At 55.2% G+C, this 26,997-nt stretch carries 29 protein-coding genes; 16 read left to right on the top strand and 13 right to left on the bottom strand.

Annotated features, from left to right (window positions below; genetic code table 11):
* Positions 1-5: 5 nt before the first annotated feature.
* Positions 6-632: an RHS repeat protein gene (locus tag IPM39_16630; protein ID MBK8987677.1), complete on the bottom strand. Its 627-nt coding sequence runs from the start codon at positions 630-632 to the stop codon at positions 6-8.
* A 255-nt stretch (positions 633-887) separates the two neighbouring features.
* On the opposite strand from IPM39_16630, the gene IPM39_16625 reads away from it, so the two are divergent.
* From IPM39_16625 to IPM39_16615, 3 genes are all read left to right on the top strand, one after another.
* Complete coding sequence (locus tag IPM39_16625; GenBank protein ID MBK8987676.1) at positions 888-1,844, top strand: GDP-mannose 4,6-dehydratase; 957 nt, start codon at positions 888-890, stop codon at positions 1,842-1,844.
* Between the two features lie 77 nt (positions 1,845-1,921).
* Positions 1,922-3,346 (top strand): hypothetical protein, encoded by a 1,425-nt coding sequence (locus IPM39_16620; protein MBK8987675.1) that lies wholly within the window; start codon positions 1,922-1,924, stop codon positions 3,344-3,346.
* Positions 3,347-3,409: 63 nt separating this feature from the next.
* On the top strand, positions 3,410-4,195 hold the full coding sequence (locus tag IPM39_16615; protein MBK8987674.1) for a TlyA family RNA methyltransferase: 786 nt from the start codon (positions 3,410-3,412) through the stop codon (positions 4,193-4,195).
* Between the two features lie 70 nt (positions 4,196-4,265).
* Here IPM39_16615 and IPM39_16610 read toward each other — a convergent pair whose 3' ends face one another.
* The 4 genes from IPM39_16610 to IPM39_16595 form a co-directional block, all read right to left on the bottom strand.
* On the bottom strand, positions 4,266-4,631 hold the full coding sequence (locus IPM39_16610) for a response regulator (GenBank protein ID MBK8987673.1): 366 nt from the start codon (positions 4,629-4,631) through the stop codon (positions 4,266-4,268).
* A 115-nt stretch (positions 4,632-4,746) separates the two neighbouring features.
* On the bottom strand, positions 4,747-5,481 hold the full coding sequence (locus IPM39_16605) for a hypothetical protein (protein MBK8987672.1): 735 nt from the start codon (positions 5,479-5,481) through the stop codon (positions 4,747-4,749).
* A gap of 462 nt (positions 5,482-5,943) precedes the next feature.
* Complete coding sequence (locus IPM39_16600) at positions 5,944-7,155, bottom strand: tetratricopeptide repeat protein (protein MBK8987671.1); 1,212 nt, start codon at positions 7,153-7,155, stop codon at positions 5,944-5,946.
* Positions 7,152-8,576, bottom strand: a complete 1,425-nt coding sequence (locus IPM39_16595) for a hypothetical protein (GenBank protein ID MBK8987670.1) — start codon at positions 8,574-8,576, stop codon at positions 7,152-7,154. Before IPM39_16595 ends, IPM39_16600 begins: the two co-directional genes overlap by 4 nt.
* A 568-nt stretch (positions 8,577-9,144) precedes the next feature.
* Here IPM39_16595 and IPM39_16590 point away from each other — a divergent pair.
* The 3 genes from IPM39_16590 (at position 9,145) to lepA (ending at position 11,764) form a co-directional block, all read left to right on the top strand.
* Positions 9,145-9,321, top strand: a complete 177-nt coding sequence (locus IPM39_16590; protein MBK8987669.1) for a hypothetical protein — start codon at positions 9,145-9,147, stop codon at positions 9,319-9,321.
* Positions 9,322-9,392: 71 nt separating this feature from the next.
* Positions 9,393-9,863, top strand: a complete 471-nt coding sequence (locus IPM39_16585) for a DJ-1/PfpI family protein (GenBank protein ID MBK8987668.1) — start codon at positions 9,393-9,395, stop codon at positions 9,861-9,863.
* Between the two features lie 95 nt (positions 9,864-9,958).
* Positions 9,959-11,764: an elongation factor 4 gene (gene lepA, locus IPM39_16580; GenBank protein MBK8987667.1), complete on the top strand. Its 1,806-nt coding sequence runs from the start codon at positions 9,959-9,961 to the stop codon at positions 11,762-11,764.
* A 734-nt stretch (positions 11,765-12,498) separates the two neighbouring features.
* Here the strand turns inward: lepA and IPM39_16575 are convergent.
* From IPM39_16575 to IPM39_16560, 4 genes are read right to left on the bottom strand one after another with little or no spacing between them, the layout of a single operon-like run.
* On the bottom strand, positions 12,499-12,750 hold the full coding sequence (locus IPM39_16575) for a hypothetical protein (protein MBK8987666.1): 252 nt from the start codon (positions 12,748-12,750) through the stop codon (positions 12,499-12,501).
* A complete protein-coding gene (locus IPM39_16570; protein ID MBK8987665.1) occupies positions 12,743-12,970 on the bottom strand; it encodes a hypothetical protein in 228 nt (75 codons plus the stop codon). Before IPM39_16570 ends, IPM39_16575 begins: the two co-directional genes overlap by 8 nt.
* The gene (locus IPM39_16565; GenBank protein MBK8987664.1) at positions 12,933-13,088 is read right to left on the bottom strand and encodes a transposase; all 156 of its coding nucleotides are present in this window, start codon (positions 13,086-13,088) and stop codon (positions 12,933-12,935) included. Before IPM39_16565 ends, IPM39_16570 begins: the two co-directional genes overlap by 38 nt.
* Positions 13,089-13,130: 42 nt before the next feature.
* Positions 13,131-13,268 carry a hypothetical protein gene (locus IPM39_16560; protein MBK8987663.1) on the bottom strand — a complete coding sequence of 46 codons (138 nt, stop codon included), beginning with the start codon at positions 13,266-13,268 and terminating at the stop codon, positions 13,131-13,133.
* A gap of 163 nt (positions 13,269-13,431) precedes the next feature.
* Here IPM39_16560 and IPM39_16555 point away from each other — a divergent pair, with 163 nt between their 5' ends.
* The 3 genes from IPM39_16555 to IPM39_16545 all read left to right on the top strand — a co-directional run bounded on the left by IPM39_16555 (position 13,432) and on the right by IPM39_16545 (position 16,176).
* Entirely contained in the window at positions 13,432-14,520 is a 1,089-nt protein-coding gene (locus IPM39_16555) for a quinone-dependent dihydroorotate dehydrogenase (protein MBK8987662.1), read from the top strand.
* A gap of 103 nt (positions 14,521-14,623) precedes the next feature.
* Positions 14,624-14,902 (top strand): acylphosphatase, encoded by a 279-nt coding sequence (gene yccX / locus IPM39_16550; GenBank protein ID MBK8987661.1) that lies wholly within the window; start codon positions 14,624-14,626, stop codon positions 14,900-14,902.
* Entirely contained in the window at positions 14,899-16,176 is a 1,278-nt protein-coding gene (locus IPM39_16545; protein ID MBK8987660.1) for a hypothetical protein, read from the top strand. Before yccX ends, IPM39_16545 begins: the two co-directional genes overlap by 4 nt.
* A 58-nt stretch (positions 16,177-16,234) precedes the next feature.
* Here the strand turns inward: IPM39_16545 and IPM39_16540 are convergent, their stop codons facing one another.
* Both IPM39_16540 and IPM39_16535 read right to left on the bottom strand, forming a co-directional pair.
* A complete protein-coding gene (locus tag IPM39_16540) occupies positions 16,235-17,023 on the bottom strand; it encodes a VOC family protein (GenBank protein ID MBK8987659.1) in 789 nt (262 codons plus the stop codon).
* Positions 17,024-17,307: 284 nt separating this feature from the next.
* Complete coding sequence (locus IPM39_16535) at positions 17,308-17,700, bottom strand: response regulator transcription factor (protein ID MBK8987658.1); 393 nt, start codon at positions 17,698-17,700, stop codon at positions 17,308-17,310.
* Positions 17,701-17,958: 258 nt separating this feature from the next.
* Between IPM39_16535 and IPM39_16530 the strand changes: the two genes are divergently transcribed.
* Complete coding sequence (locus IPM39_16530; GenBank protein MBK8987657.1) at positions 17,959-18,372, top strand: CBS domain-containing protein; 414 nt, start codon at positions 17,959-17,961, stop codon at positions 18,370-18,372.
* A gap of 84 nt (positions 18,373-18,456) precedes the next feature.
* On the opposite strand, the gene IPM39_16525 is transcribed toward IPM39_16530, so the two are convergent.
* Together IPM39_16525 and IPM39_16520 are read right to left on the bottom strand one after the other, a co-directional pair.
* Positions 18,457-19,638 (bottom strand): GAF domain-containing sensor histidine kinase, encoded by a 1,182-nt coding sequence (locus tag IPM39_16525; GenBank protein ID MBK8987656.1) that lies wholly within the window; start codon positions 19,636-19,638, stop codon positions 18,457-18,459.
* A gap of 13 nt (positions 19,639-19,651) precedes the next feature.
* Positions 19,652-20,305, bottom strand: a complete 654-nt coding sequence (locus IPM39_16520; GenBank protein MBK8987655.1) for a response regulator transcription factor — start codon at positions 20,303-20,305, stop codon at positions 19,652-19,654.
* Positions 20,306-20,487: 182 nt separating this feature from the next.
* On the opposite strand from IPM39_16520, the gene IPM39_16515 reads away from it, so the two are divergent.
* The 6 genes from IPM39_16515 (at position 20,488) to nrfH (ending at position 26,952) form a co-directional block, all read left to right on the top strand.
* Positions 20,488-21,399, top strand: coding sequence for a universal stress protein (locus tag IPM39_16515; GenBank protein ID MBK8987654.1), 912 nt, complete (start codon positions 20,488-20,490; stop codon positions 21,397-21,399).
* Positions 21,400-21,440: 41 nt separating this feature from the next.
* On the top strand, positions 21,441-22,049 hold the full coding sequence (locus tag IPM39_16510; protein ID MBK8987653.1) for an adenylyl-sulfate kinase: 609 nt from the start codon (positions 21,441-21,443) through the stop codon (positions 22,047-22,049).
* A complete protein-coding gene (locus tag IPM39_16505) occupies positions 21,976-24,468 on the top strand; it encodes an AAA family ATPase (protein ID MBK8987652.1) in 2,493 nt (830 codons plus the stop codon). The genes IPM39_16510 and IPM39_16505 overlap by 74 nt, the downstream gene beginning before the upstream one ends.
* A 1-nt stretch (position 24,469) precedes the next feature.
* A complete protein-coding gene (locus IPM39_16500; protein ID MBK8987651.1) occupies positions 24,470-25,294 on the top strand; it encodes a universal stress protein in 825 nt (274 codons plus the stop codon).
* Between the two features lie 121 nt (positions 25,295-25,415).
* Positions 25,416-26,150, top strand: a complete 735-nt coding sequence (locus IPM39_16495; protein ID MBK8987650.1) for a Crp/Fnr family transcriptional regulator — start codon at positions 25,416-25,418, stop codon at positions 26,148-26,150.
* A 292-nt stretch (positions 26,151-26,442) separates the two neighbouring features.
* Positions 26,443-26,952: a cytochrome c nitrite reductase small subunit gene (gene nrfH / locus IPM39_16490; protein MBK8987649.1), complete on the top strand. Its 510-nt coding sequence runs from the start codon at positions 26,443-26,445 to the stop codon at positions 26,950-26,952.
* The last annotated feature ends 45 nt before the right edge of the window (positions 26,953-26,997 follow it).

Raw genomic sequence — 26,997 nt, 5'->3', positions numbered from 1 at the left:
TCAGGTTACCCAGGGTGTTGTAAGCGTAGGTGTGGGTGTACTGGCCGCCGCCTGCGGCGTTGGTCGCTGGACGTCAGCCGGTTGAGATGGTCGTAGCCAAAGGTTTGCACCTGGTCGCTGTTCATCTTGTCCAGGATGGTGGTGAGGTTGCCCACGTCATCGTAGACGTAGCGTAAATCCAGCCGTTGTTCCAGTGGGGCAGTGTTGCGGTTGGTGTAGGTGCAGCGGTTGGAGGCGTGGGGGGCGGTGCAGATGCGCCAGAGCTTGCCGAATTGGCCCCAGGTAGCGTCATACGCATCATTATTGCCGGAGGCCGAATAGCCCAGGTAACCATGCCAGGTGGTCAGCCCATTGTTGAGGGCGAGGCGTTTGAGTTGACCCATGTCGTTGGTGCCAACGGCCGTACCCCCACATTCACCCCCTACGCCAAGCCCAAACCGGCAGAAATCGGCAAACGGCCGTGCCCGCACCACAAAAAACACGGCCGTCAGACGGTACGGCCGTTCCCATCCCACCACCTGGATAAACTTCGTAAGCTGTGGGCAGAACGACCGTTCCCACCCCACTATCTGGCTAAACTTTGTGAATTGTGGGCAGAACGGCCGTTCCCCCTCCTCATAATAAACGTTCAAACCAAACCCTTACGCCGTCTAACACAAAATCCAGCCGCCCCACCTGCAAATCACCTGCAAATTAACTGCAAACTTTTGGGCCAGAGGTTGTAGGTGGTCTCATATGCAAAAAAGCTGCAAATTGCCCGCAAATGAAAGGAAGGGCTACGGCCGTTCCCTCCATATGCCCATTCACCATTCACAACCACCCCATTACCCGCTCCGCCCGCTCATGGGTATAATCCCTAAAAGTCTCCTTTCCCAATGGGGGTTTGTATGCAGATTTTTGTCACCGGCGCGACAGGCTTTGCCGGTTCCCATTTAGTTGATCATTTATTGGCGCAGGGGCATTCTGTGGCTGCGCTGCTGCACCCAGCTACCAGCCACCAACAACTGCCCCAGCACCCGGCTCTTTCCGGCATTGCGGGAGATTTGTTGGACCCGCAATCGCTGCAAACGGCCGTTGCTGCCGCCCGACCAGACGTGATATTCCACCTGGCCGGGCAGGCATACCCCGCCCGCTCTTGGGACAATCCGGCCCTGACCCTGGCCATCAACGCCGGTGGCACAGCCAATTTGCTAGACGCAGCCGTGGCCGTGGGTCGCCCCAAAGTAGTCATCGTCACCAGCGCCGAAATTTACGGCTACGTCGGCCCGGCCGATCTGCCCCTCACCGAAGCCTCTGTGCCCCAGCCGCGCCATCCTTATGGCGTCAGCAAGTGGGCGGCCGGTTTGTTGACGGCCGTCTACTGGCAGCGTTATCAGTTACCGGTGGTCGAGGCACGGCCGTTTAACCACATCGGTCCGCGCCAGGCGTTGGGCTTCGTCGTCTCCGATTTTGCCAGCCAGTTGGCGGCCATCAAACTCGGCCAACAACCGCCCCGGCTGTCTGTCGGCAACCTGGATGCCCAGCGCGATTTCACCGATGTGCGCGACGTGGCCCGCGCCTACGTCGCCCTGGCTGAACGCGGCCAGCCTGGCGAAAGCTATCTCATCTGCTCCGGTCAGCCGGTTTCCATCCATTACCTGCTTAACACTCTCATTGCCGCCGCCGACGTCAGTGTGGAAGTGGTCTATGATCCACAGCGGATGCGGCCGTCGGACACCCCTTGCCTGTATGGCAGCTATGCCAAAATTCAACGGGCTGTCGGTTGGCAGCCGCAGATTCATTTGCGCCAGACGCTCGCTGACGCCCTGGAAGATTGGTTGAATCGGCGGCAGAATGATGTATAACGCCGCGTTTTATGGTAAACTACAACACGTAAACATAACGTAAGCCTGTTTTGTATTGTTGTGAGGAGTGATAGGCCATGTATAAGATGCCATCGCTTGAACCGACGAAGTGGGCGGCCAGTTGGCTGCCTTATTGCGGATTGATCTTGTTGTTGATTGTGTTGACAGCGTGTAATGGCACAGCCGTTACCGTGCCCACCCCTGCTTCTGTAGCTGTTGTGCCCAGCCTGACTGCCAGTTACACCCCTTTACCGGCGGCTAATGTCACGGCCACCTGGACGCCCCGCGCCTCCAATACGCCTTACATCACCCCCACTTTTGTCAATACGGCCGTGCCCCCGGAAATTGCCACCCGTCTGGCTGCCAGCGGCGGGTTAGTTCCCGGCGGCGGCAGCGGCAGTTCTGGCGGCTCATTCCCCACCATCACCCCGGCCATTCCCCGCTCCACACAAACGGCCGTTGCCGTCTCCGCCACAGCCGCATTTTCTGCTACCCAAGAAGCGGCCACAGCCACCCAGGTGGCGGCCACAGCCACCTCCTTTGCCGCGTCGGCCACCCCTTTCCCCAACAATTGGCGCGGCTCCTATTTCAACAACGCCACCCTCTCCGGCGCGCCTGTCTTGGTGCGCAACGACCCCAACCTGAACTTCAATTGGGGCGCTGGCTCGCCGGACCCCAGCCTGCCCAACGACCGTTTTTCGGTGCGTTGGGAACGGACGGTGGACCTGGCAAACGCCAACTACCTCTTTTATGCGTTTAGTGATGACGGGGTGCGCGTCTATTTGAACGATGTGCTGATCATTGACGAATGGCGCAGCGCGGCGAATCGTGTGTTTTATGCGGTGCGCGGTGTGGGCGCCGGCCAGCATCGCCTGCGGGTTGAATACTTCGAGGATGTAGGCAACGCCCATGTTGGTTTCTCCTGGCAGTTGGCCACGGAGGGGGCGTGGATCGGCGAATATTACGCCAACCGCGATTTGACCGGGCCGCCCGCATTTATTCGCCAGGATGGCAGCATCGCTTTTGATTGGGGCGCAAACTCGCCCAATGGCCTGCCGGCCGACAATTTCTCCATTCGTTGGGTGCGCGAAGTAGAGTTCGCCAACCAGGCTTATGAATTCCAGGCCCGCGCCGACGATGGTGTGCGCGTCTTCGAGAACAACAACGCGCTGATTGACCGATGGGGACCTAACGATGGAACCGAAACGTTCCGCCGCGAGGTGGTGCTTTCCGGGCGGCGTACCATCCGCGTGGAGTATTTTGAAGGCGCGGGCAATGCGTTGGTTTTTGTGCGCATCGTTGGTCTGATCGGGACGAGCACGCCGACAGCCACGCCATCGCCCATCATGACGTCAACCGGCACGCCCACCACAACCCCGACCTTTACGCCAACCTTTACGCCAACCTGGACACCAACCTGGACGCCGACACCGACGCTGACCGCCACGGTGACAACCACGGCGTCGGTGATGACAACTGTGTCGTTGTTGTCACTGCCTTAGTCTTATCCAGACCTGACGAATTTGGCAGAACCCGTCAGGTCTGGTCAGGAACGCCGGCATAGAATGGCACAAGAAAAGGATCGTCTGGATAAACTGCTGGTCAGCCGCGGGCTGGCGGAGACGCGGGCGAAAGGGCAGGCGCTTATTCTGGCCGGAGAAGTGTTGGTGGATGGGCAGCGGGTGGATAAGGCGGGCACGGCCGTTTCCCTGCTGGCGACGATTGAATTAAAGGCCCCCATGCCCTATGTTGGGCGTGGGGGTTTTAAGTTGGCCGGGGCGCTGGCGCAGTTTGGTTTGCTGGTAAACGGCCGTGTTTGCGCCGACGTGGGGGCCTGTACCGGTGGATTCACCGATGTGCTGCTGCAAAATGGCGCGGCACGGGTGTATGCCATTGATGTGGGCTACGGCCAACTGGATTGGAAACTGCGCCATGACGAGCGGGTGGTGGTGATGGAACGGACCAATGCCCGCTATCTGGAAAGCCTGCCACAGTCGGTGGGTTTTGTGTGTATAGACGTGTCGTTCATCTCCTTGCGTCTGATTTTGCCGGCCGTGCAAAAATGGTTGGCGGCCGATGGCGAGGTAGTTGCCCTGGTGAAGCCGCAGTTTGAAGCGGGGCCAGACCTGGTGGGCAAGGGGGGAATCGTGAAGGATACGGCCGTTCATGTACAGGTCTTGCAGGAAGTGTTAACCTGGAGCCGGCAGCATGGTTTTGTGCCTGCTGGTCTGATGCGCTCGCCGGTGACCGGGGCCGATGGCAACGTGGAGTTTTTGCTCTGGCTGCGATTAGCGGGAGAAGATAGCGTCGGGGAAACGGCCGTGCAGCAGATCGCTGCCATGATAGATTAGGCCAGAGTGTTCAGTGTCCAGTGTCCAGTGTCCAGTGTTTGTTGTTTAGTGTTTAGCGGGCATCACGCCTCTACCCTCTACCCTCTTGATAGCCCAATTCCCGATGCACACAATCTAACAATAATTGCGCGTTGTATGGTTTCCGCAAAATCGTTGCCTGCTGTTTCCTCAACTGCTCCAAAATCTCCCGTTCGCTGTAGCCTGAAGAAATGATTATCCTGGCATCGGGGTCAATGCGACGCAGCGCAGACAGCACCTCAATACCACTCATATCCGGCAAATGCAGGTCCAGAATCACCAGGTCAATTTCTCGTTGGTGTTTTTGAAAGATTCGCACAGCTTCATGCCCCGATTTGGTACTAAGCGGCACAAACCCTACAGCACTCAGGATGTCTTCCAGAGCCTCCAGGACAAACGTCTCGTTTTCCACAATCATGATACATGACATAAGTTGGCAGTTTCAATGTAGTGGTTGCTTTGCGGAATACAAGTCACAAAGTGGTCGTGAAACGACATTACGGACTCGGACTACGGACTACGGATTACCTCCACTAGTGAATGGGCGTATGCAGGGTATTGGCGGGACGCGCCGGCAGGTAAATGGTAAACATTGTACCCTGACCAACTTGCGACGCGACCTCTATGCCCCCATTATGCTGTTTGACAATGTCCTGAATGGCTGGAAGGCCAAGCCCTCGCCCCTGGGCTTTGGTGGAATAAAATGGCTCAAAAATCTGGGCCAGCGTCGCCTCGCTCATCCCTTTCCCGGTATCGGCGATCTGGAGATAGACGTACTCACCTGGCGCGAGACCGGCGCCATTGGCGCTGGTTGAAGAGCGCGCTTTGTGGATCGCTGCCTGTCCTGTCTCGATCCAGATGATGCCTTCGGGTTCATAAATGGCTTCGGTAGCGTTGATGGCCAGGTTCATGATGACTTGTTGAATCTGCGCCGGGTTGGCTTCGATAGAGGGTAAGTGGGGAGCAAGCCTGAGGCTAATGTTGATATTGTGGAACAAGACTGAACCCAGCAGGCTGATGGTTTCGTTGACCAATTTATTCAAGTCAACGAGTTCTTTTTCGGGGTATTCGTAATGCGAGTAGGAGAGCAGTTGGGTGGTTAGAATGGCGGCGTATTCGGCCGTTTTAACGGCCTGTTCGATATGTTTGCGCGCTTCGTCTTCTGGCGCAAGTTTAATGAGAGCCAACGAAGCGTGCCCCATAATGCTGGTAAGCAGGTTGTTGAAGTCATGGGCGATGCTGCTGGCCTGGTAGCCTAGCTGTTCCATCTTTTGGCTCTGGGGAGTCGGTGATGGTGTATATGATTTATTGATCGGTTTTGTTGCTTCAGAAAAAACAGAACCGTTGCCAGGGTCTGTGGTTCTCATAGGAAGGCATACCCTTTCATCGGGAACTTGAGTTGTTTTGGGGTGGCAACCGTTCCGCTGCGCTGCCGGGAAGGAACAGTTGTCCGCACATTATATCCTTGAGGATAACATAGAAGTGCCAGATGTGACTGCAATTCAGCTACAAAACAGCTACAAAACAACTGCAAATCACCTTTAAAAAACTGCAATTGAAGGAGTGTCAAAAGGGTCGAAAACCAGTAACAAAGAGAATCACGGAGGCTGCACGGAGGATCACGGAGGAACTGCTAGAAAAACTCGGCGTTACTTTGTGACTTCTCGGTACAGCTCCGTGTCACTAAATCGTGACCAGTATCTAAAGAGCCGAAATTGGCGGAGCAAAGATCAAGCTGGGTTGTCTGGCGAATGCAGACGAGAAGTCATAACGTCCAGCAGTTCCTGGTGGTGGGGGCTTTGGGGGGAGATGGCCCGCAAATTAGCAATGGCGGCGGTTAAAATCTGGCGGGACACGGCCGTTTCCCCTTTTAATTCATACAGTTCCGCCAGGTTGTCCTGGGCATTGGCCCACAAAAAGTGGTCGCCCAACTCCTGATAGAGTCTGGCCGACTCTAGAAGCATGGCAACGGCCGTATCCCATTCCCTCAATTTGGTATATACCATCCCCAAATTATTATACAAACTGGCCATCTCCGTCGGGTTTTGCACCTGCGAATTGAGCTGCAGCGCTTCTTGCCAAAGCTGTTCCGCCTTCGGATGGTTTCCCTGATTAAAAGCCATCATGCCAAAATTATTCTTCACTTGAATGATCACCTGAATATCCGCCGAATCATCCAACAGCGCCAGCAGATCACTGGCAGCCACCTCTGCCTCTACCCAGCGCCCCAACTGAACCTGAAAATTCACCAGATTCAGCATCGCCAAAATCACAGAACGCTTGTTACCTAACGCCAAAAATATGGCATAGGCTTGCTGCGTCGCTGCCAATCCCTCCTGCCAATTTTGCGCTTTGAGATAGATTTGCCCCAAATCCAGGTGCGCCAACCCAATCGCCATGTCATCTTGCGCGGCGCAAGCAATTTTCAACGCTTCCTGGCACAGGCTTTCGCCCATCACCAGATTGTCTTGCAAAACGTAGACGTTTGATAACTTACCTAACACCATGCCATAATTTTGCTTATTGCCAACCTGCTTAAACGTATCTGCCGCTTCACGAAAGTAACGGCCAGCTTTGTCCAAATCCCCCTGGTTCATAAAAATAGCGGCGATCATCGTCAGAAGATTCGCCTGTTCTTCTGGTCGCTGCAATACACCGCTGGTCATCCGCGCCAGTTCAAGATAGTGCAGCCATCTGTCCCAATCGGCATATCCCAGGGCAAAGGAATCCAATGCCCGAATCAGTTGATAAGCCAGGTCAAAGGAATCTGGCTGTTCCAACGACGTTTCTATCGCGCGTAATAAGTTATCATAATCGTTCTGGACAAAGGTGCTCAGGTCGGTTTTTCCGCTGATCACTTTTAGCCAGCGTTCGGCATTGGCCAGCTTTTGCTGGCGCAGCACCTTTGCCCATTTTTGTTGTTCCGTAATTGTGCCTGTCATACTTGATCAAACATTTTTAGCAAAAAAACTTCTGTCAGGCGGTGCAGACGGTAACGTCGCTCAACAAGGTTGCCGGCGATGTCTACCAGTGACAACAAAATGAGCTTTTCTAGACAGCTATCCACCACGTTCTCCACCAGACCGGAAACCTCCACCAGATGCTCAAATGGAAAACCGGTGCTGCCCGCCTGGGTTAGTGTCAGCAGTGTCATCTTGCTGTCATCCTGCAAGGTTTCCCAGATTTCGCGGTAAATGTATTCAAACAATTCATCGCGGCTGTACTCGCCACTACCCTGCGTAAATCGGTCCAGGACACGAGGTAAAGAGCGGAATTTTAGCTGCCCCACGATCAGCTTCAGGGCCAATGGATTGCCACCAACCGCCTCGTAAATTGGCTTCAGATCTTCTTCGTCGGCTTGCGCCAGATGGGCAAACCCGGTGCGCCGGGCCTCTAACCGGATCAATTCATATGCGGCCGCCGCTGATAATTCTTTCAGTGAAAGCGAGAAGACGCCTGTTTCGTCTAAAAGACGAAAGCGGGAGGTCAGTAAAAACTTGCTCGGATTTTGCCACTTGTGCAAGGATGGCAGCAGGTTGCGATAATCGGCGACGGTCTCCAGGTTGTCCACCACCACCAGGCACATGCGTTCGCGCAGGTATTGTTTGGTTATTTTTTGGCGCTGGAGTTGGGAATTAAAGGAGTTCATGGGGATGTCAAACTGGTCGGCCAGTTTATCAATCAACAAGGGGAAGGTCAGCGACGGCCGTCCCGTTTCCACCTTCAACCGCCCCAACGTCGAAAGATGCGTCTGTTTAGCCGTGACCCAGGCAATTTCGTCAAACTGCATAGATTCAATCGCGTCACGGGCCAACTGGTCGGCCAGGGCGGTTTTGCCCATGCCGCCTAACCCATCAATTGAAATGATAAAATCACCGCTTTGCGGCGAAATCGCTTCCCAAAGAGTCTGGCGCGCTTCCTCAATACCCACCAACCGGAAATACGATGGCAGTTCCAACCGGTTAACCATGCGTTCGCGCCAGTTATTGCTGCTGCTTTCTTCCAGGCTGTTCAAAATATCCGTCAGCTGGTTAATCGCCTGCCGCTGACGGTAATAAATACTGGATTCCGACACGTTCAAACGATTGGAAACGGCCAGTACGTCCCGGCGATGTTCAAATCGTTCGCGCAGCAAATCTTCCGCTTCTGGCGAAACAGAGCGCAGCACAGCCAGACCCCAGCTCAAAATCGCCCGATTCTGCGCTGAGGGGCCTCCTTCAGCCAGGCTGCTATAAGCCTCTTCGTTGTAAGCAGCTTCCAATCCTATGCGTAGATGCGCCAGCGGCCAATTAGATGTTTCGTTGCCATGCCATACCCGCAGCGCTTCGATCACGTCATCCGGGGTTATTAATTTGCGTGTCATCGGTATCTTCCCAATTCAGGTGACGAGAAGACCCGAAGGGTATCTCTCAACAACGTACAACCCTTTGAGTCTCTCGACGGGTTTAATCGTAACAAATCCAGCAGCCTGTCGGAAAAGTAAAAATTGGTACACGGATGACACGGATTTACACGGATTTTCTGGTGATTTGTCTGTGAAAATCCGTCCTATCCGTCCAATTCGTGTACCTATCTTGAGTTCTCCGCCAACCTGTTAGTGAAAACTACAGTGATCATAGGTTAGTAGAACCTGGTCATTCTGACGAGTCTTCGAGGAAGAATCCCATCCCAGCTAACAATAGAACCGTATTTCACCATGCTTTTCACAGCGGAATCATTTGTTCCCGACTTAAATTCTACAAGCGATCATAGATCAGATACGCCAGTTAACGCAAGAAACGGACATTTTTCGGCAAATTTGTAGTTGATTTGTAGCTAGTTTGCAGCTAGTTTGCAGATCAAAATGGGAAAAATTGTGTAAGGTATCCATACCTTTGTTGAAGGCAAAGGAAAAATAAATATCTTGGAGAATCGGGAAAAGGAGAATTACGATGTCTAAAAATGTGAAAGTGTTCGTTGTGGTTATAGTTTTGTTCGTTTTGTTAGCGGCCGTCTTGTTTGCTTCAACGACAACAGGCTTTGTTCAATTAGCTGCCACCGGCGGTGCAAATTTAGATGGTTTCTGCGTTGGCAGCAGCGCTGGCTCCTGCCAACTCGGCGGGTTCTAGCTGCGGTTCATCGGCAAGCAAAACGTTAACATGAATGGTTTCGAGGGGCAGCTAACAACGCGAGGATAATCATGTCGTTACCATATCGCAACAAGAAGAAGAAGCGAGCACCGGCGTACATCTTGATAGGCGACGGGTTTGATGAGCTAGAGGTTATTCACTTCTTGCATCAGTTTCGCCAGGCGGGCCTGCCGATCAAAAGCGTCAGCCTGTTTGACGGACTGGTGTTCAGCCGACAAGGGGTAGCCTTAAAGGCGGACTTTTCTCTGGCGGACAAACCGATTGACTTTGAACAAGATTGCTGGCTCATTTTGCCATCTGGTGGTCGAAATGGTGACGTTTTGCGGCACGATGCGCGTATCAAAACAATGCTAAAAACGTTGAATGCTGGCAACGGTATGGTGATTGTGACGGACAGCGGCAGTGATTTGGCTGACGATGTGACACAGGTGGTTACGCAGCGGCCGTCTCTCCTCCGTAATACCAACCAAAACCTGGAAGAGTTTATTCAAGGGCTCACCCATAGAATCGTTGTTGCCTGAACAGTTTTGCCGTCGAGTGGACATAGGGGCGGAGAATGCCAATCCGCCCCTGTCCGTTTTACCCTTTACTGCGCCAATTTGTTATACTTGGCCGCATGAATCAGAGCCATATCCGTAATTTTTGTATCATTGCCCATATTGATCACGGCAAATCCACGCTGGCGGATCGCATGTTGCAGGCGACCGGCACGTTGTCCGAGCGGGAAATGCAAGAACAGGTCCTGGACAATATGGACCTGGAACGTGAAAAGGGTGTTACCATCAAAGCCTCGGCTGTGCGCATGAGTTACACCGCCAAAGATGGTCAGACCTATGAAATGAACCTGATAGACACACCCGGCCATGTAGACTTCGGCTACGAAGTCAGCCGGGCGCTGCTTAGCTGTGAAGGGGCCATACTTGTTGTAGACGCTACTCAGGGTATTGAAGCCCAAACCCTGGCCAACCTCTACCTGGCGGTTGAGGCTGACCTGGAAATCATCCCCGTTGTCAACAAAATCGATTTACCGGCCGCCCTGCCTGACGACGTCGCCGAAGAGATCGAGAACATCACCGGCATTCCGGCCGAAGAAGTGATACCCATCAGCGCTAAAATGGGCACCAACATCGAAGCTGTGTTGGAAGCCATTGTGCGCCGCGTCCCGCCGCCATCTGGCGAAGCCGACGCCCCCCTCCAGGCCCTCGTCTTTGATTCCCATTACGATTCCTATAAAGGGGTTATTGCCTATGTGCGCTTGTTCGCCGGCAGACTCAAAGATCGCCAATGGATCAAAATGATGTCCAACGCCGTGGTGACTGAACCGATTGAAATCGGCATTTTCAGCCCGGCCATGAAACCGGTGCAAGAACTGACGGCCGGTGAAGTAGGTTACGTGGCTACCGGCCTCAAAACTGTGCGCGAATGTCGCGTCGGCGACACCATTACCCTGAAGGATAAATCGGCCGAAACCCCCCTGCCTGGCTACGAAGCCGTTAAGCCGATGGTGTTTGCCGGTTTTTATCCGACTGAAGGTGAAGATTATTCCTTACTCAAAGAAGCCCTGGAACGCCTGCAACTCAATGACGCATCGCTGGTGTTTGAACCGGAAACCTCCGACGCGCTTAATTTTGGTTTTCGCTGCGGCTTTTTGGGCATGTTCCACATGGAAATCATCCAGGAACGGTTAGAACGAGAATACGACCTGGACCTGGTGGCGACTGCTCCCAGCGTGCGTTATGAAGTTGTCATGGCGAATACCGGCGAGACGGTTATTATTGAAAGTCCGGCCGATCTGCCAGACCCAAGCATCATAGATGAAATCCGTGAGCCGTGGATGCACGTGCAAATTTTTACGCCCGACAGTTATTATGGCGTGATCGTGGATTTGGCGATTAAACGCCGCGGTGAATTTGTGGGCCAGGAATATCCGGCTCCTGGCCGGGTGGTGCTGAAGTTTGATCTGCCCTTGGCGGAAATGATCGTCAGCTTTTATGATCGCTTGAAGAGCGCGACGCGCGGTTATGCTTCGATGGATTATGAATTTTCCGGCTACCGGACGTCGCCATTGGTGAAATTGGATGTGTTGGTCAACAAGCAGCCGGTCGACGCCCTGGCGATGATCGTGCATGAGGATGACGCTTATCACCGCGGGCAGCGGTTGGTGACGCAGTTGAAAAAAGAGATACCCCGGCAAATGTTTGAAGTGCCGATTCAGGCGGCCGTTGGCAATCGAGTGGTGAGCCGGGCTAATGTGAAGGCGCTGCGCAAGGATGTGCTGGCAAAGTGTTATGGCGGCGACATTACGCGCAAGAAGAAATTGCTGGAAAAGCAAAAGAAAGGCAAGAAGCGCATGAAGATGATCGGCAATGTGGAAGTGCCGCAGGAGGCGTTCCTGTCACTGCTGCGCCTGGATGATGATTAGCTGGTTTGATACGGCCGTCATCCACCATCCGCTACCCCTTCCCTAGCAGGCTGTCGGAAAAATATCTTCTGAAGGCCCGATGATAGACAAATAACGATTTCAAAGCATCAAGACAAGCAGTTTGCAACTCATATTTGCCTCATTACCATGATTTTGCACGGTTTTAGCCCGTTTGGGCAAGGGGGGGCAATAACGCCCCATACCACAAGGATGCAAGTTTCAAGTTGTAAGCCGACAAACCAATGTCCATTCGCCACCGGCAGCAACCAGGCCTCGCAGAGAACGCGGAACCCGGTTTCGATACCGATAACCGGTTCAACCGTCGATTTGCGCAGGTGGGCTTTGCCGAGGGTGGTCTGCAGTTTGTAAGCCATTTGCTCTTTGACGGAAGCATCATTGGGGGCGGGTTGGGATTGTCCAGGAAAAGGCACGCCAACCCTGATGGTGTGGGCGACCGGTGGCGATGGGGGTCAATGCCGCGCTTCCAAGCTGGCGATGTTGTTTCGCTGAAATAGCCGGTGTCCAAATTGACCTTTTCGTGACCCACGACTGGTGGTACGGTGTCGAGAGTTGGCAGGGCGGCCTGTTTATCGTTGGTATGGTCACACAACCAATTGCCCACTACCAGACGACTGTCATGGTCAACCACTACCTGGACGTTATAATGTTGGTCAAGCCGCTGTTGGTGGCGTTTTCATGATGCGCGATTCGGGTCGGTGAAGTTGTACTGGTCTTTATCTCTGGGTCCTGGAGTGGGTGGCTGCGGTGGTTTGCCCGGCGGCTTTTTCCCTGTGGGTCGGTCTTTTCGGCCCGGGCTTGCATCTTGGCCTCGTATTCGGCTTGCCGGCTTCATACCGGGCCTGGGCGCGTTCCTCCAGCACCTTCTTGGCTTCGGCCAGCCGCGCCAATTGCTGCTGGCGTCGGGCAATCTCATCGGGAATGTTCATCTCTTCGGGCAGTTGTCCTCCATCGGCAACCTCAGCCAAAGTGAACAACTCCTCGACTTGGCTTGCAGATAGGCTTCGATAGCCAACAGCCGCTGGTAACGACCGCTTTGCTCTTGGACGCATCGGCATGGATTTTGCTGCCATCCAGACTGACGTTACCCAATTGCAAATAGCCCATCGCCTGGGCAATCAACAGTATCTGGACAAACAACTCTTTCAGTTCAGCCAGAAATTGTGGCGGAAAGCCGCAACGTGTCATGGTCGGGGTGCATGTCACCGGTAATGAAACGAAAGGGAATCACCTCATGGGTGGCGCGTTCAATCTTGCGCGAACTGAATACGCCGCTGGCATAGCTGTAGAACAGCAATCCCAACATCACTTCCGGGGCGTATGGTGGCGCACCTGCTCACTATACTTTCTACATGATCCCCAAATCAAGTTGGGCGACGACAGCGACAATGAAGCGAGCCAAATGGTCGGGTGGCAGGACATCGCGCAAGGTGATTTGCAGGTCCAGGGTCTTTTCGTAATCAGCAGTTCTGAATTTTCTTGCCATACCCAAAGTTTACACCGAAATCATTTTTGTTCGGAGAAACGTATCTTCTCCGACAAGCTGCTAGCGCTGTTTATGAGGAGTTCCGGTCCCTGGCATTAAAAACTGCCAGGGACTTTTTTGTGCCACATGGACGCTCTTCCGCGATTCCATTACAATTCTGCCCATGACACTCTACGATAAGCTGTTCTTCCCTGTGTTCAAGAAAATAGACGCCGAAACCGCCCACGATCGCACCCTCGTGGCTCTGGAAAAGGCGCAAAACAGCACCGGCGGCCAATCTGTGCTGCGGCGCATTGCCGGCAATATTCCCCTCAGCCCGGTGGATGCTTTTGGCCTGACGTTTCCCAACGTGTTGGGCATTGCCGCCGGCTTTGACAAAGATGCGCGGGTGGCCGCCGGATTAGGCATGTTGGGTTTTGGGCATGTGGAAGTGGGCACGCTGACGCCCTGGCCGCAGGCCGGCAACCCCAAGCCGCGTGTATTTCGCCTGCCAGAAGACCAGGCCATCATTAATCGCATGGGCTTTCCCAATGGCGGGGTGGTGCGGGCGCTGCCCCGGCTGCGGGCATTGGCGGCTGGGGAACAGCCGTTGGCGGCTGGGGAACGGCCGTTTATCCTGGGCGTCAGTCTGGGAAAACAGAAACAAACTCCCCTGGCCGAAGCCGACAAAGATTATCTCCTGGTGATGCACGCTGTGTATCCCTATGCCGACTACCTGGCGATCAATATCAGTTCGCCCAACACGCCAGGGCTGCGCGAGCTGCAAGGTGGCAGCTATCTGGCGCATTTATTGGGTGTGTTGGTGGCAGAGAACGGCCGTCTGGCGCAAAAGCACCAGATACGCCCACGGCCGTTACTCGTCAAAATCGCCCCGGACCTTACCTGGGCTGAGCTGGATGAAATCCTGGACGCTGTACAGACGGCCGGCGTGGATGGCCTGATTGCCACCAACACCACCCTCGGCCGGGTTGGGTTGCAGTCGGCTGTACAGGAAGATGGGGGATTGAGTGGACGGCCGTTAGCTGCCCGCAGCACTGAAATCATCGCCTATATCGCCCGGCAAACCGGCAGCCGCCTGCCGATTATCGGCGTGGGTGGCGTGTCTACCGCCGCTGATGTGCAGGCCAAACTGGATGCCGGTGCAAAGCTGGTCCAGCTTTATACCGGCCTGGTATATGGTGGGCCGGGCATTGCCGGGCGCATTTTGCGCCACCTGGCAGCCGGCCATCAGCAGACGACGAATGCGGCATGATTGTTCGTTGATCGCCCTACGCAGCCTGAGCCAGCCGCACCGGCCAGGTATAATAAATGGTGAGCGGTGACGATGGGTGTCGCCCGCGCGGGAGTGTTCGGGAATGGATGAACGATTAGAAGCTGTGGTATACGGCCGTGTGCAAGGGGTCAACTTCCGCTATTTCACGGAACGCGAGGCGCATCGTTTGCAGCTTACCGGTTGGGTCGCCAATCAGTCCGATGGCTCCGTGCGTGTTGTCGCCGAAGGGCCAGAACCGCAGCTCAATCAATTGGCCCAATTTTTGCGCTATGGCTCGCCTGCGGCCCATGTGGATCGGGTGGAATCGGAGCGAAGTCCGGCAACTGGCGAGTTTGCCGGCTTTAGGGTGCGTTGGTTATGACCCATTACAGTGAAGAAGCATATGTTGAACGGCAGCGGCTGTCCTGGATTGTACTGCTGGTCAGTTTTGCCGCCTGCATGATTATAACGGTGGCCGTTCCGGTGAGCGTGAATGCTGCCCTACAAAACATGAAAAAAGGGCTGGGGACCATCGTCCAGGCCAACCAGGGAACCGTGCGCGTCGAATACCTTTCCGGTGAATCCCGTGTTGTGCTGGTTGGTGAAACCGGCCTGCCGGCCGAAATCGGCTCGCGTATTCTGACAGATGAGACCTCCACCGCCTCGCTGCTTGTCTACCCACCCGATGAGCCACAAACCCTGTTAACCCGGCTGCAAATTTACAGCCGGTCATTGGTTGTTGTGGAAGAAGCCAATGCGCCCCGTTTTACCGCCAGCGACGAAGCGCAGCTTTTGCAGATGTACCTGGAACACGGCCGTATCCAAATTACCATGCCCCAGGACGGAATACGGCCGTTACTCATCGTCATCAACACGCCTCATGGCCAGGTTTCCATTGCCGAGGCAGGACAATATGCCTTGGTGGTAGACAGCGCCGCCGCCCAGGTCTCTGTGCAAGACGGCCGGGCCGACGTATTGGCCGCCGCCCAAAATCTGCGGCTGGAGTCTGGTCAGCGGGCAGAGATCGCTGCTGACCGTCAGCCAGTTGGCCCGCTAACCAGCAGTCGCAACCTGGTGCGTAATGGTGATTTTTATGACAGTTGGGCCGAGTGGTCCCTGTATGTTTGGAATGTCGAATTAGCGGATCAACCGGGCGGCCGGTCGGAAATTGTGGAAGTGGGCGGCGAACCGGCAGTGGCCTTCGCCCGTGAAGGCATTGGTCATGCCGACGTGCGGCTGCGGCAAGTCATCGGGCAAGATGTGACAGACTATGAAGCCCTGCGGCTGCTGCTTACTTTTCAGATTGTTGGTCACAGCCTGGGTGTCTGTGGCATTCAGGGCAGTGAATGTCCCCTGTTTGTGCGGGTCAATTACACCGATGACCGCGGCGTGAAGCGCACCTGGCAGCATGGTTTTTTTAGCAGCGGCGACCCTTCACCAACAACGCCAGACGCCTGCATCTCGTGTGCCGTTGTACAAGACACCCATCAACGAATTCCGCTGGGTCAGATTTTCTTCTACGAGGCAGATCTGTTGACAGAATTGGCCCGCCAGGGCGCGCCGCTGCCAGCATTTATTGAAGATGTCAGCCTGGTGGCTTCCGGTCACAGCTTTCAGGTGGAAATTTTGGACATCGCCTTGATTGTTGCGGAATGAGATATTCTGCCAGCCCTGACAGGTTTCCGGCCACCTGTCAGGGCTGGGTGAAAGATGCTCAATACCCCGGTGGCGGGTCAACCGGACCATCGAATTGCATGATGGTAAAAACGCCGCCCTGCGGGTCCTGAACGACGGCAAATTTGCCCATTTCTCCGGCAGGGGTGCTGGGAAGGAGCAGATTGCCGCCCAATTCTTGTACTTTGGCGGCGCTGGCTTCCACGTCTGTCACCATGAAGTAAACGGCCCAATTGGGTGGAACGTCGCCCCAACTTTCATCTATGGCCATCATACCGGCCTGGGTACGGCCGTCTACATTACACATCACATACCCATTCTCGTCCGTATCAAACGTCCAGCCAAATACAGCCCCGAAAAACGATTGGGCGGCGGCCGTGTCGCGGGTTTGCAGCTCGTTCCAGACAAGCGCTCCAGGCACATTTACCAGCTGCGCGCCGATGTGGTTGGCCGGCTGCCATACGCCAAACGTTGCGCCGTGTGGGTCCGTGGCCATTACCATGCGTCCTTCTTCCATTACGTCCATGGGCGGCATGATCAAGGCGCCTCCGGCGGCCGTAATTTTTGCGGCAATGTCGTCTACGTTGTCGTGTTTGATGTAAGAAGCCCAAAATGGTGGTATGCCTTGCGCCTCCATGTCTGGGGGCATGGCGCCGCCCCCGGCCACATTATAACCATTCATTCGGAACATGACGTAATCTGGGCCGCCGCCAGTCGGCAGGTTTTTTGCCTCCCAGCCAAACAGCTCGCAGTAAAATGCTTTGGCTCCTTCCGGGTCGGTAGTGGTCAGGTCCACCCAGTTAAAAATACCATTGGGGTAAGTCGTCATGATTTGCATGTGAATCTCCTTTTGCTTTTATTCTAAAATGGCCGACAACAAATCCATTATACCATAATTAGAACATATGGTCTACTATTTTGTCGAATTGAATCTATAAGAAGTCGTGGGTCTGCCACAAAACGGTGTTACGCGCTGAATCCAGGTTGCTGCTAATCGTGAGACGCGGAGAAACGCAAAATGAACAGAATGCCGGGCAGCTTTTGTCGTGTAGTCAATCAGGTTAGATGAGGGTGGATGGGAGAGGGGCAACGGCCGTAAACGGCGTTCGGGCATCAAGAAGTTGGTCGGCGCACTTCGGCGGCTACTTCCAGAATTTCAGCGATAAGCTGGTTGGAATTGATGTTTTTCAGCAGGTAGCGATACGCGCCAGATTTCAGCAGCAGTTCCCGCTCAATATCATCGGCGTAAGAAGTTAGAATGATGACGGCCGTGCGCCGGCATGTCAGCTCTTCCACCACAGCAATCGTCGTGTCCAGGTCTGCGTCGCTGCTGCTCTTCAGCCCATACAAAGCCACATCCGCTGCATCCATTTGGGCTGAATTTTCCTGGCTTAAGGCATGGGCTGTAGCCACAACAGCAATGGCGGGGGAGGAACTGAGACGAGTTGCCAGGGCATTGCGCACTGCTTCATGTTCATCAATTATCAGCAATCGCACTTTTTCCATGACAGGCGAAAATTCCTTCCAGTTAACGAGTCTGCCTGAGAGTGTATGTGAATCATAGGGGACCCTGTAGTACCGAATGTCATACTTTGCCGGGATCAATGTCACGCGAAAAAGGGTGGGCAAACGGCCGTATGAGGGATAAACGTCATCACACTTGCATGACATTCGCCACAAGCCCATCACCTCCCTAATCAGGTAAACTTAGCCTAGATTATGACGACATACTGCCGCTATTGGGCAATCAGGAAGGAGTAAACCATGCTCACGGTATACGATTTAATGACAGTAGTGCCCGATGTCATTGCGCCGGAAACAACCATGCGTGACATGATCGGCATGATGAAATCAGAGGGGTATCGCCATCTGCCCGTCGTGGCCGATGGCAAATTGGTCGGCATTATCACCGACCGCGACGTGCGCCTGGTCATGAATTCGCCCATGGTCCTCCATGAACGGCGTCAGGATGAAGATCTGCTGGATCAGGTAACGGCCGAAAGCTGCATGACGCCCAACCCGGTCACTGTCTCACCGGAAACTCCCGCTTATCGGGCGGCCGAGATTTTAAGTATGTATAAATTTGGTGCGCTGCCGGTAGTGGAGGGGGAGAATTTGGTGGGGATTATCACCGTAACCGATTTTCTCGATTACTTTGCCGCCAATCACAAAGAATGAAGGCTGTTAGCAGCCTATCGGAAAAATAAAATTGATACACGGATGACACGGATTTAACGAATTTTCTGGTGATCGGTGGATTCTTTATTGAATGGGGAAAGTCAGGCAGATGGTTGTGCCTTTACCCGGAGCTGTCTGAATCCTAAACGTCCCTTTTAGCTCTTCGGCGCGGGCGCGCATGTTGGCCAGACCATGCCCCACCGCCTGTTTCATGGCTGAGACGTCGAAGCCACGGCCGTTATCCGTTATCACCAATTCCACCCCTCTAGCCCCCCGCCGGGCGATGATAGAAACCTGGTTGGCCCGCGCATGGCGGGCAATGTTTGCCAACGCCTCTTGCGTTGTCAGAAAAATCGCCCGCACCACCGGCGTAGACAATATCGCCACCACATCCGGCGGCACAGACAGCGTCACCGGGATCATGGTATTGGCCTGAAACTCGCGCACCAACCGGGACAAACCCTGCTCCAGATTGCCACTGAAGCGATGTGGCCGCAGGTCCAGAATAAAGTTGCGAATGTCGCGGATGGTGTCGTTCAGCCCTATGATGGCGTTTTCCAACAGGATGTCGGCCTCGGCCATATGGCTCTTCTGAATCTCTAGCCGGGTGGACTCTAGAATAAGCCCCACCGCGTAGATGGATTGAATGATGCCATCATGCAAATCCATGCCAATGCGCGCCCGCTCATCCACAATAGCCAGCCGGCCGACTTGTTCGTATAGCCGGGCATTTTGAATGGCGATAGCCACATGGGCGGCCAACATCTCCACCAATTCCAGGTCATACGCGCTAAACTCATCTGCTTCTAGTTTGTTGGTGAGGTACAAATTGCCCAAAACGTCGTTGGCCGCCAGGACGGGCACGCCTAAGAAACTTTCCATGGGCGGGTGGTTGGGCGGAAAACCGACAGAACGCGGGTCATCGGCAATGCGAGGAATGCGAATGGGCTGCGGATCATGAATGAGCGCGCCTAACAAGCCGTGACCTTGTGGCAGGTGGGGGATGCGTTTTGCCAGTTCGGTGGGCATCCCGCTGTGGATAAATGTGTCCAAACGGCCGTCGGCATTCGGCACACCCAGCGCGGCATACTGCGCCCCAACCAACTCACGCGCCGAATCCACAATTTGCTTCAGCACATTTTCCAGCGTCAATTCAGCGGCAATTGCCAGAGCCGCCGAATTTAGCGCCGCAAGCTGTCGGATGCGGCTGGCTAACTGCGGGCGCGTATAGGCCTCTTCGTTCAGTAACCGATCTGGTTGGGTCATGGACTACAGGCTGCTAAAGATAATCTTTCAGATGATGCTGGATGGCGTAGGCGGCTGCTTCGGCCCGGTTGGAGACGCCCAGCTTGGAAAGAATGCTGCTGACATAATTGCGTACTGTGCCTTCGCTGAGAAACAGGGCGGTAGCAATTTCGCGGTTTGTCTTTCCTTCAGCAATCAGCGACAGCACCTGCATTTCCTGGGCTGTCAGGTCGCCGAAGGCGGCAGCTTCTTCTTTTTGGATGGAGTGGCGAATTTCGGAGAAAACGCGCTGTGTGAGGGAAGGGTCTAGTGTGGCTTCGCCGCGTGAGGCGGATTCGATAGCCCGGATCAGATCGTTGCTGCCGACTTGTTTAAGAACATAACCGGCCGCCCCCGCGCGAATGGCGGCGAAGAGCATGTCATCTTCCGCATACGATGTTAACATAACTACTTTTATGTGGGGCATGGCGGCCGTGATTTGTTGGCAGGCGTCCACGCCGCTGCCACCTGCCAGGCGAATATCCATCAGGACAATATCTGGTTCCAGTTCCAGCGCTTTCTGCACCGCTTCGGCTTCGGCGGCCGCTTCACCCACTACCTCAAAATTGGCGTGGTGATCCAACAAACTACGTAACCCTAACCGCACCACTTCATGATCGTCAACCAGGAGAATTCGTAGAAATGACATGGACTTAAGTATAGCTTTTATGGGCATTTCATCCAACAAGGAAAATCAGGCGGCCGCGTGTGGCGCATTGCCACGTATGAGTTTTATCAAGCGGGGTGATGACATTATTCACTTCTCTGGGCATGATGATTGCCTTAACCTGTAGGATGAGAGTGGTTATAGCTCTGAAAAGGAGGTGTACCATGTTTCATTGCCAACGTATCTTAGTTCCGCTGGATGGTTCCGAGCTGGCGGAGAGGGCGCTGCCATCGGCCTTGGCCATTGCCAGGGCCATGGCCGGCCAGGGGCGGTGTGTTGTTCACTTGCTGCGTGTTGTTCCCCCTTTGTTTTTAGCCCTAGACCCGCCGCTGTATGCGGAAACGCTAAGTTTAAGCGAAGCGGAGGCCGGCGATTATCTGGCCCTGACAGGCGCAAAGTGGTCTGAGGCCGGGGTGTTGGTGCGCACGGCCGTTACCAGTGGTCCGGCTGCGGAAGAAATTCTGGCATATGCCCAAAAGCAGGATATTGATCTGCTGGTCATGTCTAGCCACGGCCGTTCCGGGTTTGGCCGGTGGGTCTATGGCAGCGTGACCGAAAAAGTGCTGCGCCAGGCGTGCTGCGCCAGCCTGATTATTCGCCCCGGAGAAGTGCCGCCGCCGGTGACTTTCCGCAAAATGTTGGTTTGTCTGGATGGGTCGCCGCTGGCCGAGCAGGTCTTGCAGCCTGTGCTAACGTTGGCGCAGGCTATGTCCGCCGCGGTTTGCCTGCTGCGGGTGGTTCCGCCGGCGCTCCTGGCAGTTGAAACTTATGCCATGGCTCAACTGCTCAGCACGGTGGATGAGATGGAGCGTGACACTGCCGACGCCTATCTGCGCCAGTTGTTGGTCAGCCTGCCGGTGGCTGATCTACCTATTAGTATTAGTATGCAAACGGTCATGGGACCGGCCGCCGAGGCGATTCTGGACACGGCCGTCAGCCAGAACGCAGACCTTATTGCCATGTGCAGTCACGGTCGTTCCGGGATTGGCCGATGGGTGTATGGCAGCGTGACGGAGAAAGTGCTGCGGGGCGCCACCTGCGCCACCTTCATTATTCGCGGTTCGCCAAATGGGTAGTTGACAAACGGCCGGCAGGCCATAAAGCAGGGGAAAGAGCCATGTCCAATCTATCAGCGGGATTTGTCGTCTGGATAACCGGTTTGCCGGCGTCGGGAAAAACGTCATTGGCGAAGGCTGTCCATGATTTGTTGGCCGATGAGCGCATTTTTACACTTATCTTAGACGCTGGCGATATACGGCCGTTGTTAACCCCCAAACCAGAGTATACCGACGCTGAACGCCGCTGGTTCTACCAGGCGATCATCGGTCTGGCCGCTCAGTTTGCCCGCCAGGGAGCCAATGTCATCATCGCGGCCACCGGCAACCGCCGCCTATACCGCGAGCAGGCCCGGCGCTGCTGCCCAGTGTTTGCCGAGGTGTATCTGGACTGCGCTTTGGACGTTTGTCGCAGCCGCGATTCCACCGGCCAGTACAACGCCGACACCGATTACGTCCCTGGCATTGGCGTCGCCTATGAGCCGCCATTTGCGCCAGAAGTGATTGTTAGAACGGCGAGCAAAACACCGGCGCAGGCGGCACAAACGGTGATTGACATCTTAAAACTAGAAGGAATCATCCCAAGAGAGGCGTGTAATGGCAACTCTCAGCCCATTTCTCAGCACTTTTCTCAGCCCATTGGCTGCCAACAAGCTGCGCCAACTGTGTGACCCGCAGCAATTCCACTTTCAGACCACCGCCGATTTAGCTGATCTGGCCGACATCATCGGGCAGCAGCGGGCCGTAGAGGCGATTCATTTTGGCATTGGTATCCAACACGAAGGCTTTAATGTGTTTGCGTTGGGACCCAACGGCACGGGCAAGTTTACGGCCGTGCAGCAGTACCTCCTACACAAAGCCGCCCAACAACCCACTCCCGACGATTGGTGCTACATCTTCAATTTCGATCAGCCCCACAAACCCCGCGCGCTGCGGCTGCCCGCCGGCCACGCCGGGCGGTTCCGCGCCGATATGCAGCAGCTTGTCGAAGACCTGATGACCGTGCTGCCATCCGCTTTTGCCAGCGACGAATATCACAATCAAAAAAAGGTCATCGAAGAAGAATTTAAGCAGCGCGAAATCCAGGCTTTGGATGACTTAAAGGCAAAATCCAGCGAAAACAACATCGCCTTCATTCGCACGCCGGCCGGCTTTGCCTTTGCGCCGCTGAAAAACCGCGAAGTCATCAGCCCGGAAGAATTTATGAAGCTCTCCATTGAAGAGCAAAAGGCGATTGAAAGCCAGATTCAGACGCTGCAAGAACGGCTGCAACTCATTATGATCCAACTGCCCCAATGGCAGCGGGAACTGCAAAAGCGTCTCAAGAAACTCAATGACGATGTGGCGATGTACGCCATTACCCCTTTATTTCATGAACTGCGGCAAACGTATGACGGGTTGGAGGCGGTATTGGCTTATTTAACGGCCGTGCAAACCAACGTTGTCAAACATGCAGATGATTTTCTGGGCGAAGAAGAACCGCCCGCGGCCGCTGTCATGGGTGGGCGTGAACGCGACAGCGGCCCGCTGCGTTTTACCCGCTATCAGGTCAACGTCATCATAGACCACAGCCAGAGCAGCGGCGCGCCCGTCGTTTACGAAGACCAGCCCGCCTACAACAACCTCATCGGCCGCACGGAACATATCTCGCAGATGGGCACGCTGTTCACCGATTTCACCCTCATCAAGCCGGGCGTGCTGCACCGGGCCAACGGCGGCTACCTGATGTTGGATGCGCGCAAAGTGCTGCTGCAACCCTTTGCCTGGGAAGGTTTGAAGCACGCGCTGCGGGCGCAAGAAATCCGCCTGGAATCGTTGGCCCAGGCCGCCAGTTTGATCAGCACCGTTTCCCTGGAGCCGGAACCCATCCCGTTGGCCGTGAAGGTGGTGTTGATGGGCGACCGCGCATTGTATTATCTGCTGCACCACTATGACCCCGATTTTGCCGAACTATTCAAAGTGGCAGCCGATTTTGAAGATGATATGGCCCGCGACGAAGCCAATAATCTGGCTTATGCCCAACTGGTCGGCACGCTGGCGCGTAAGGAAAACTTGCGCCATTTTGACCGGGAAGCGGTGGCTTTGATCATCGAAACCAGCGCCCGGCTGGCCGGCGATGCCGGGAAACTGTCTACCCACATGCAGAGCATTTCCGATTTACTGCGCGAGGCGAGTTATTGGGCCGGCGAGGCGGGGCGCGATGTGGTGACGCGCATGGATGTGCAGAACAGCCTGGACGCGCAGTTATACCGGCACGGCCGTATCCGTGAACGTATTCAAGAAGCCATCCTCCAAGACACCATCCTGATAGACACCCAGGGCGCTGTGGTCGGCCAGATCAATGGTCTGGCGGTGTACACATTGGGCGCCTTCAGCTTTGGTCGCGCCAGCCGCATCACTGCCCGCGCGCGCCTGGGTAAGGGAGAGGTGATAGACATCGAACGGCAGGTGGAGATGGGCGGCCCCATTCATACAAAGGGGGTGCTGATTTTGTCCAGCTTCTTGGGGGCGCGGTATGCGGCGGAACGGCCGTTTTCCCTGTCTGCCAGTCTGGTGTTTGAGCAGTCCTACAGCGGCGTGGATGGCGACAGCGCCTCGTCGGCGGAGTTGTATGCTCTGTTGTCGGCCCTGTCTGGCGCGCCCATCAAACAATCGCTGGCCGTTACCGGCTCGGTGAACCAATATGGTCAGGTCCAGGCCATCGGCGGCGTCAACGAGAAAATCGAGGGCTTTTTTGATCTGTGCCAGGCGCGCGATGCGGCCGGTTTGCCTGGCGACCAGGGGGTGTTGATCCCGCAAGCCAATGTCCAACATCTGATGCTGCGGTCTGATGTGGTCGAAGCGGTGGCTAACGGCCGTTTCCACATCTACCCCATCGCCCACGTAGACGAAGGCATCGAACTGCTCACCGGCATTCCCGCCGGAGCAGCCGATGAGTCTGGTCGCTATCCGCCAGACAGCATCAACGGCCGTGTCGTGGCCTATTTAGAAAAGCTAACCGAGCAGCAGCGCGCTTTTGCCGCCCCGCCGCCGACGGAAGATAAAAAAGGTGAGGCGGCGCAGATTATCCGACCGGTAAAGGATTCTTGAGATGAAAATTCGCCGCATTCTCGTCGCTTTAGACACTTCGCCGCACAGCCTGGCGGCGCTGGAGGCGGCCATTTCCCTGGCCGAACGCCTGGATGTTGAACTGCAAGGGCTGTATGTGGAAGATATCAACCTGCTGCGGCTGGCGCAGCTGCCTTTTGCCTGTGAGCTGCGTTTTCCCAGCACGACCACGCTTAAAATGGATACGCTGCAAATGGCGGAGCAGCTTCGCGGGCAGGCGGCGCTGGCGCAGCGTCGCTTTCAGCAGTTGGCCGAAAGTCGTCAGATCAAGCACTCGTTCACGATTTTGCGCGGCGTCGTTGCGCCGGCTTTGTTAAAGGCTACTCTGGACAGCGATCTGTTGGTCTTGGGGCGCGTCAGCCATTCGTTGGTGCGCGCGCCGCGCCTGGGGTCTACGGCGCAAACGGCCGTTTCCCAGGCGGAATGCGCCGTTCTGTTGGTCCATCCCCACGCTGACCTTAACCGGCCGCCGCTGCTGTTGTATGATGGCTCTGCGGCGGCCGAACGCGCTTTGTCTGTGGCGACGAACCTGGTGGAACGAAACGGCCGTCTTTATATCCTCCTCTATCTGCCAGACAATGCTGCCGCGCAGCAAGCCATAGATGCGATACAGAACCGGCTGGACGGCCGTTCGATTCAGGCCATCTACCGCCGCCTGTATGGCGTCCAACTCCAGGACCTGATTGCGTTCATCAACGAGTCAGAAAACAGCCTGCTCATCCTCAGCGACCAATACGAACAATTTCCTCCTGTCACCATCCACCACCTGGCGGAAGAGCTTACCTGCCCGGTGCTGGTTGTGCGGTAATTATGCCGGACAAGGTGACAAGAGGACAAAAATGCCGGATTATGACCTTGCGCCGGTAGACATTGGCCGATGGTGTTGGCTGTTATTTGAGGCAATGTGGCCAGCATGGTAAGATTGGCGCATGGCATACAATCCCACCGAACAAGAACTACAACTGCTTCATAACAGCACCATTTTTCACGGGCTAACCGATGACCAGTTACAGATTGCATTACAGGTCGGCCGTATCTATTCGGTAGAACGGCGCGGTTTTTTCTTTCATCAGGGTGAACCGGCCACGACCTTCTATGTAATCCTGCAAGGCAATGTGCGTCTGGCCCAACTCACCCCCGAAGGGCGGCAGGTGATCATCCATTACTTTGGCCCCGGCAACGAGATGGCCGTCATCGCCGTCCTCAGCAAAGTCCAGTACCCAATTTCCGCCGAAGCGGCCACCGATGCCACGGCCCTCGGCTGGGACCATGAAACGGCGCTGTTGTTGATGGAACAATTCCCCCGCCTGGCTATCAATGGCATCGAGATGCTGGCCGGGCGCTTTTGGGAACTGCAAAATCGCTACCGCGAACTGGCTACAGAGCGCGTCGAACAGCGCGTTGCTCGCGCCGTGTTGCGCCTGATCCAGCAGCGCAATGGCCTCATTACGCAGGTCGCCGCGCCGCAGCTCAGCCTGACCCGCCAGGACCTGGCCGAAATGACCGGCACGACGTTGTTTACTGTCAGCCGGATTTGCAGCAATTGGGAGCAGCGCGGCCTGCTAGAGACCGGCCGTGAACAACTGCTTATCCGCAACCTGGATGACCTGGTGGCCATCGCTGATGACCTGGCCGAAAGCAAGGCCCCCTTGACCAGCTTATAATATACCTGATAAGATGACAAGGTGACATCTGACAAGGTGACAAAGATGTCAGATTGTGACCGTTACGCGTATAAAACCTCCTACCCTCATTGCGCTGGCGCAAAGACGCCTGCTCTTTACCCCGGTACAATACCCCATGTTATGGCTATGGGTAGGCGATCTTCCTAATCGTCACACCTGCTCCTATCCGTAGGCCGAAGTCCGTATCCCGTTTTCCGTTGGCATTTGCCAGAGGTAGCGCCCTGCGGATTACCGCTTACGGGTACTACAGCGGTACAAAAGGATATCATCTATGGGCGAATCAAACTCTTCTAACCATCCGCCTGCTTCATCGGCGCTGCGTCGGGCTTTTACGGCCGTTCCCCTCTGGTCCTGGCTGCTGCTTTTTGGCGTCATCGGCGGCATTGTTGGCCTGGGTGGGTATACCTTTGCCTATGCCGAAGGCGCGTCTTATTTCTCCAACGATCCATCCGCCTGTGTCAACTGCCATGTGATGCAGGAGGTGTATGATGGCTGGAATCATGGCAGCCACAAAGCCGTCGCTGCCTGCAACGACTGCCACACCCCCCATACGTTCCCGGCCAAATATGTCATCAAAGGCATCAACGGCTGGAACCACAGCGTGGCTTTTACCACCGGTAATTTCCCCAACCCCATCCGCATCACCGACCTGAATCGGCAGGTGGCTTACGACAACTGTCTGTATTGCCACGGCAGTCTGGTCACGGCCGTCAGCCACGAGGACAGCGCCGACCCCACCGACTGCCTGACCTGCCATGCAGGGGTAGGACACGGCCGTTAGTTGAGAAGTGTTCAGTAATCAGTGTTCAGTAGCCAGTTGACCACT

The sequence above is a fragment of the Candidatus Leptovillus gracilis genome, from assembly GCA_016716065.1.
Classification (GTDB): Bacteria; Chloroflexota; Anaerolineae; order Promineifilales; family Promineifilaceae; genus Leptovillus; species Leptovillus gracilis.
Note: the sequence above shows the minus strand (reverse complement) of the source record. Positions and strands in the feature narration are given on the sequence as shown.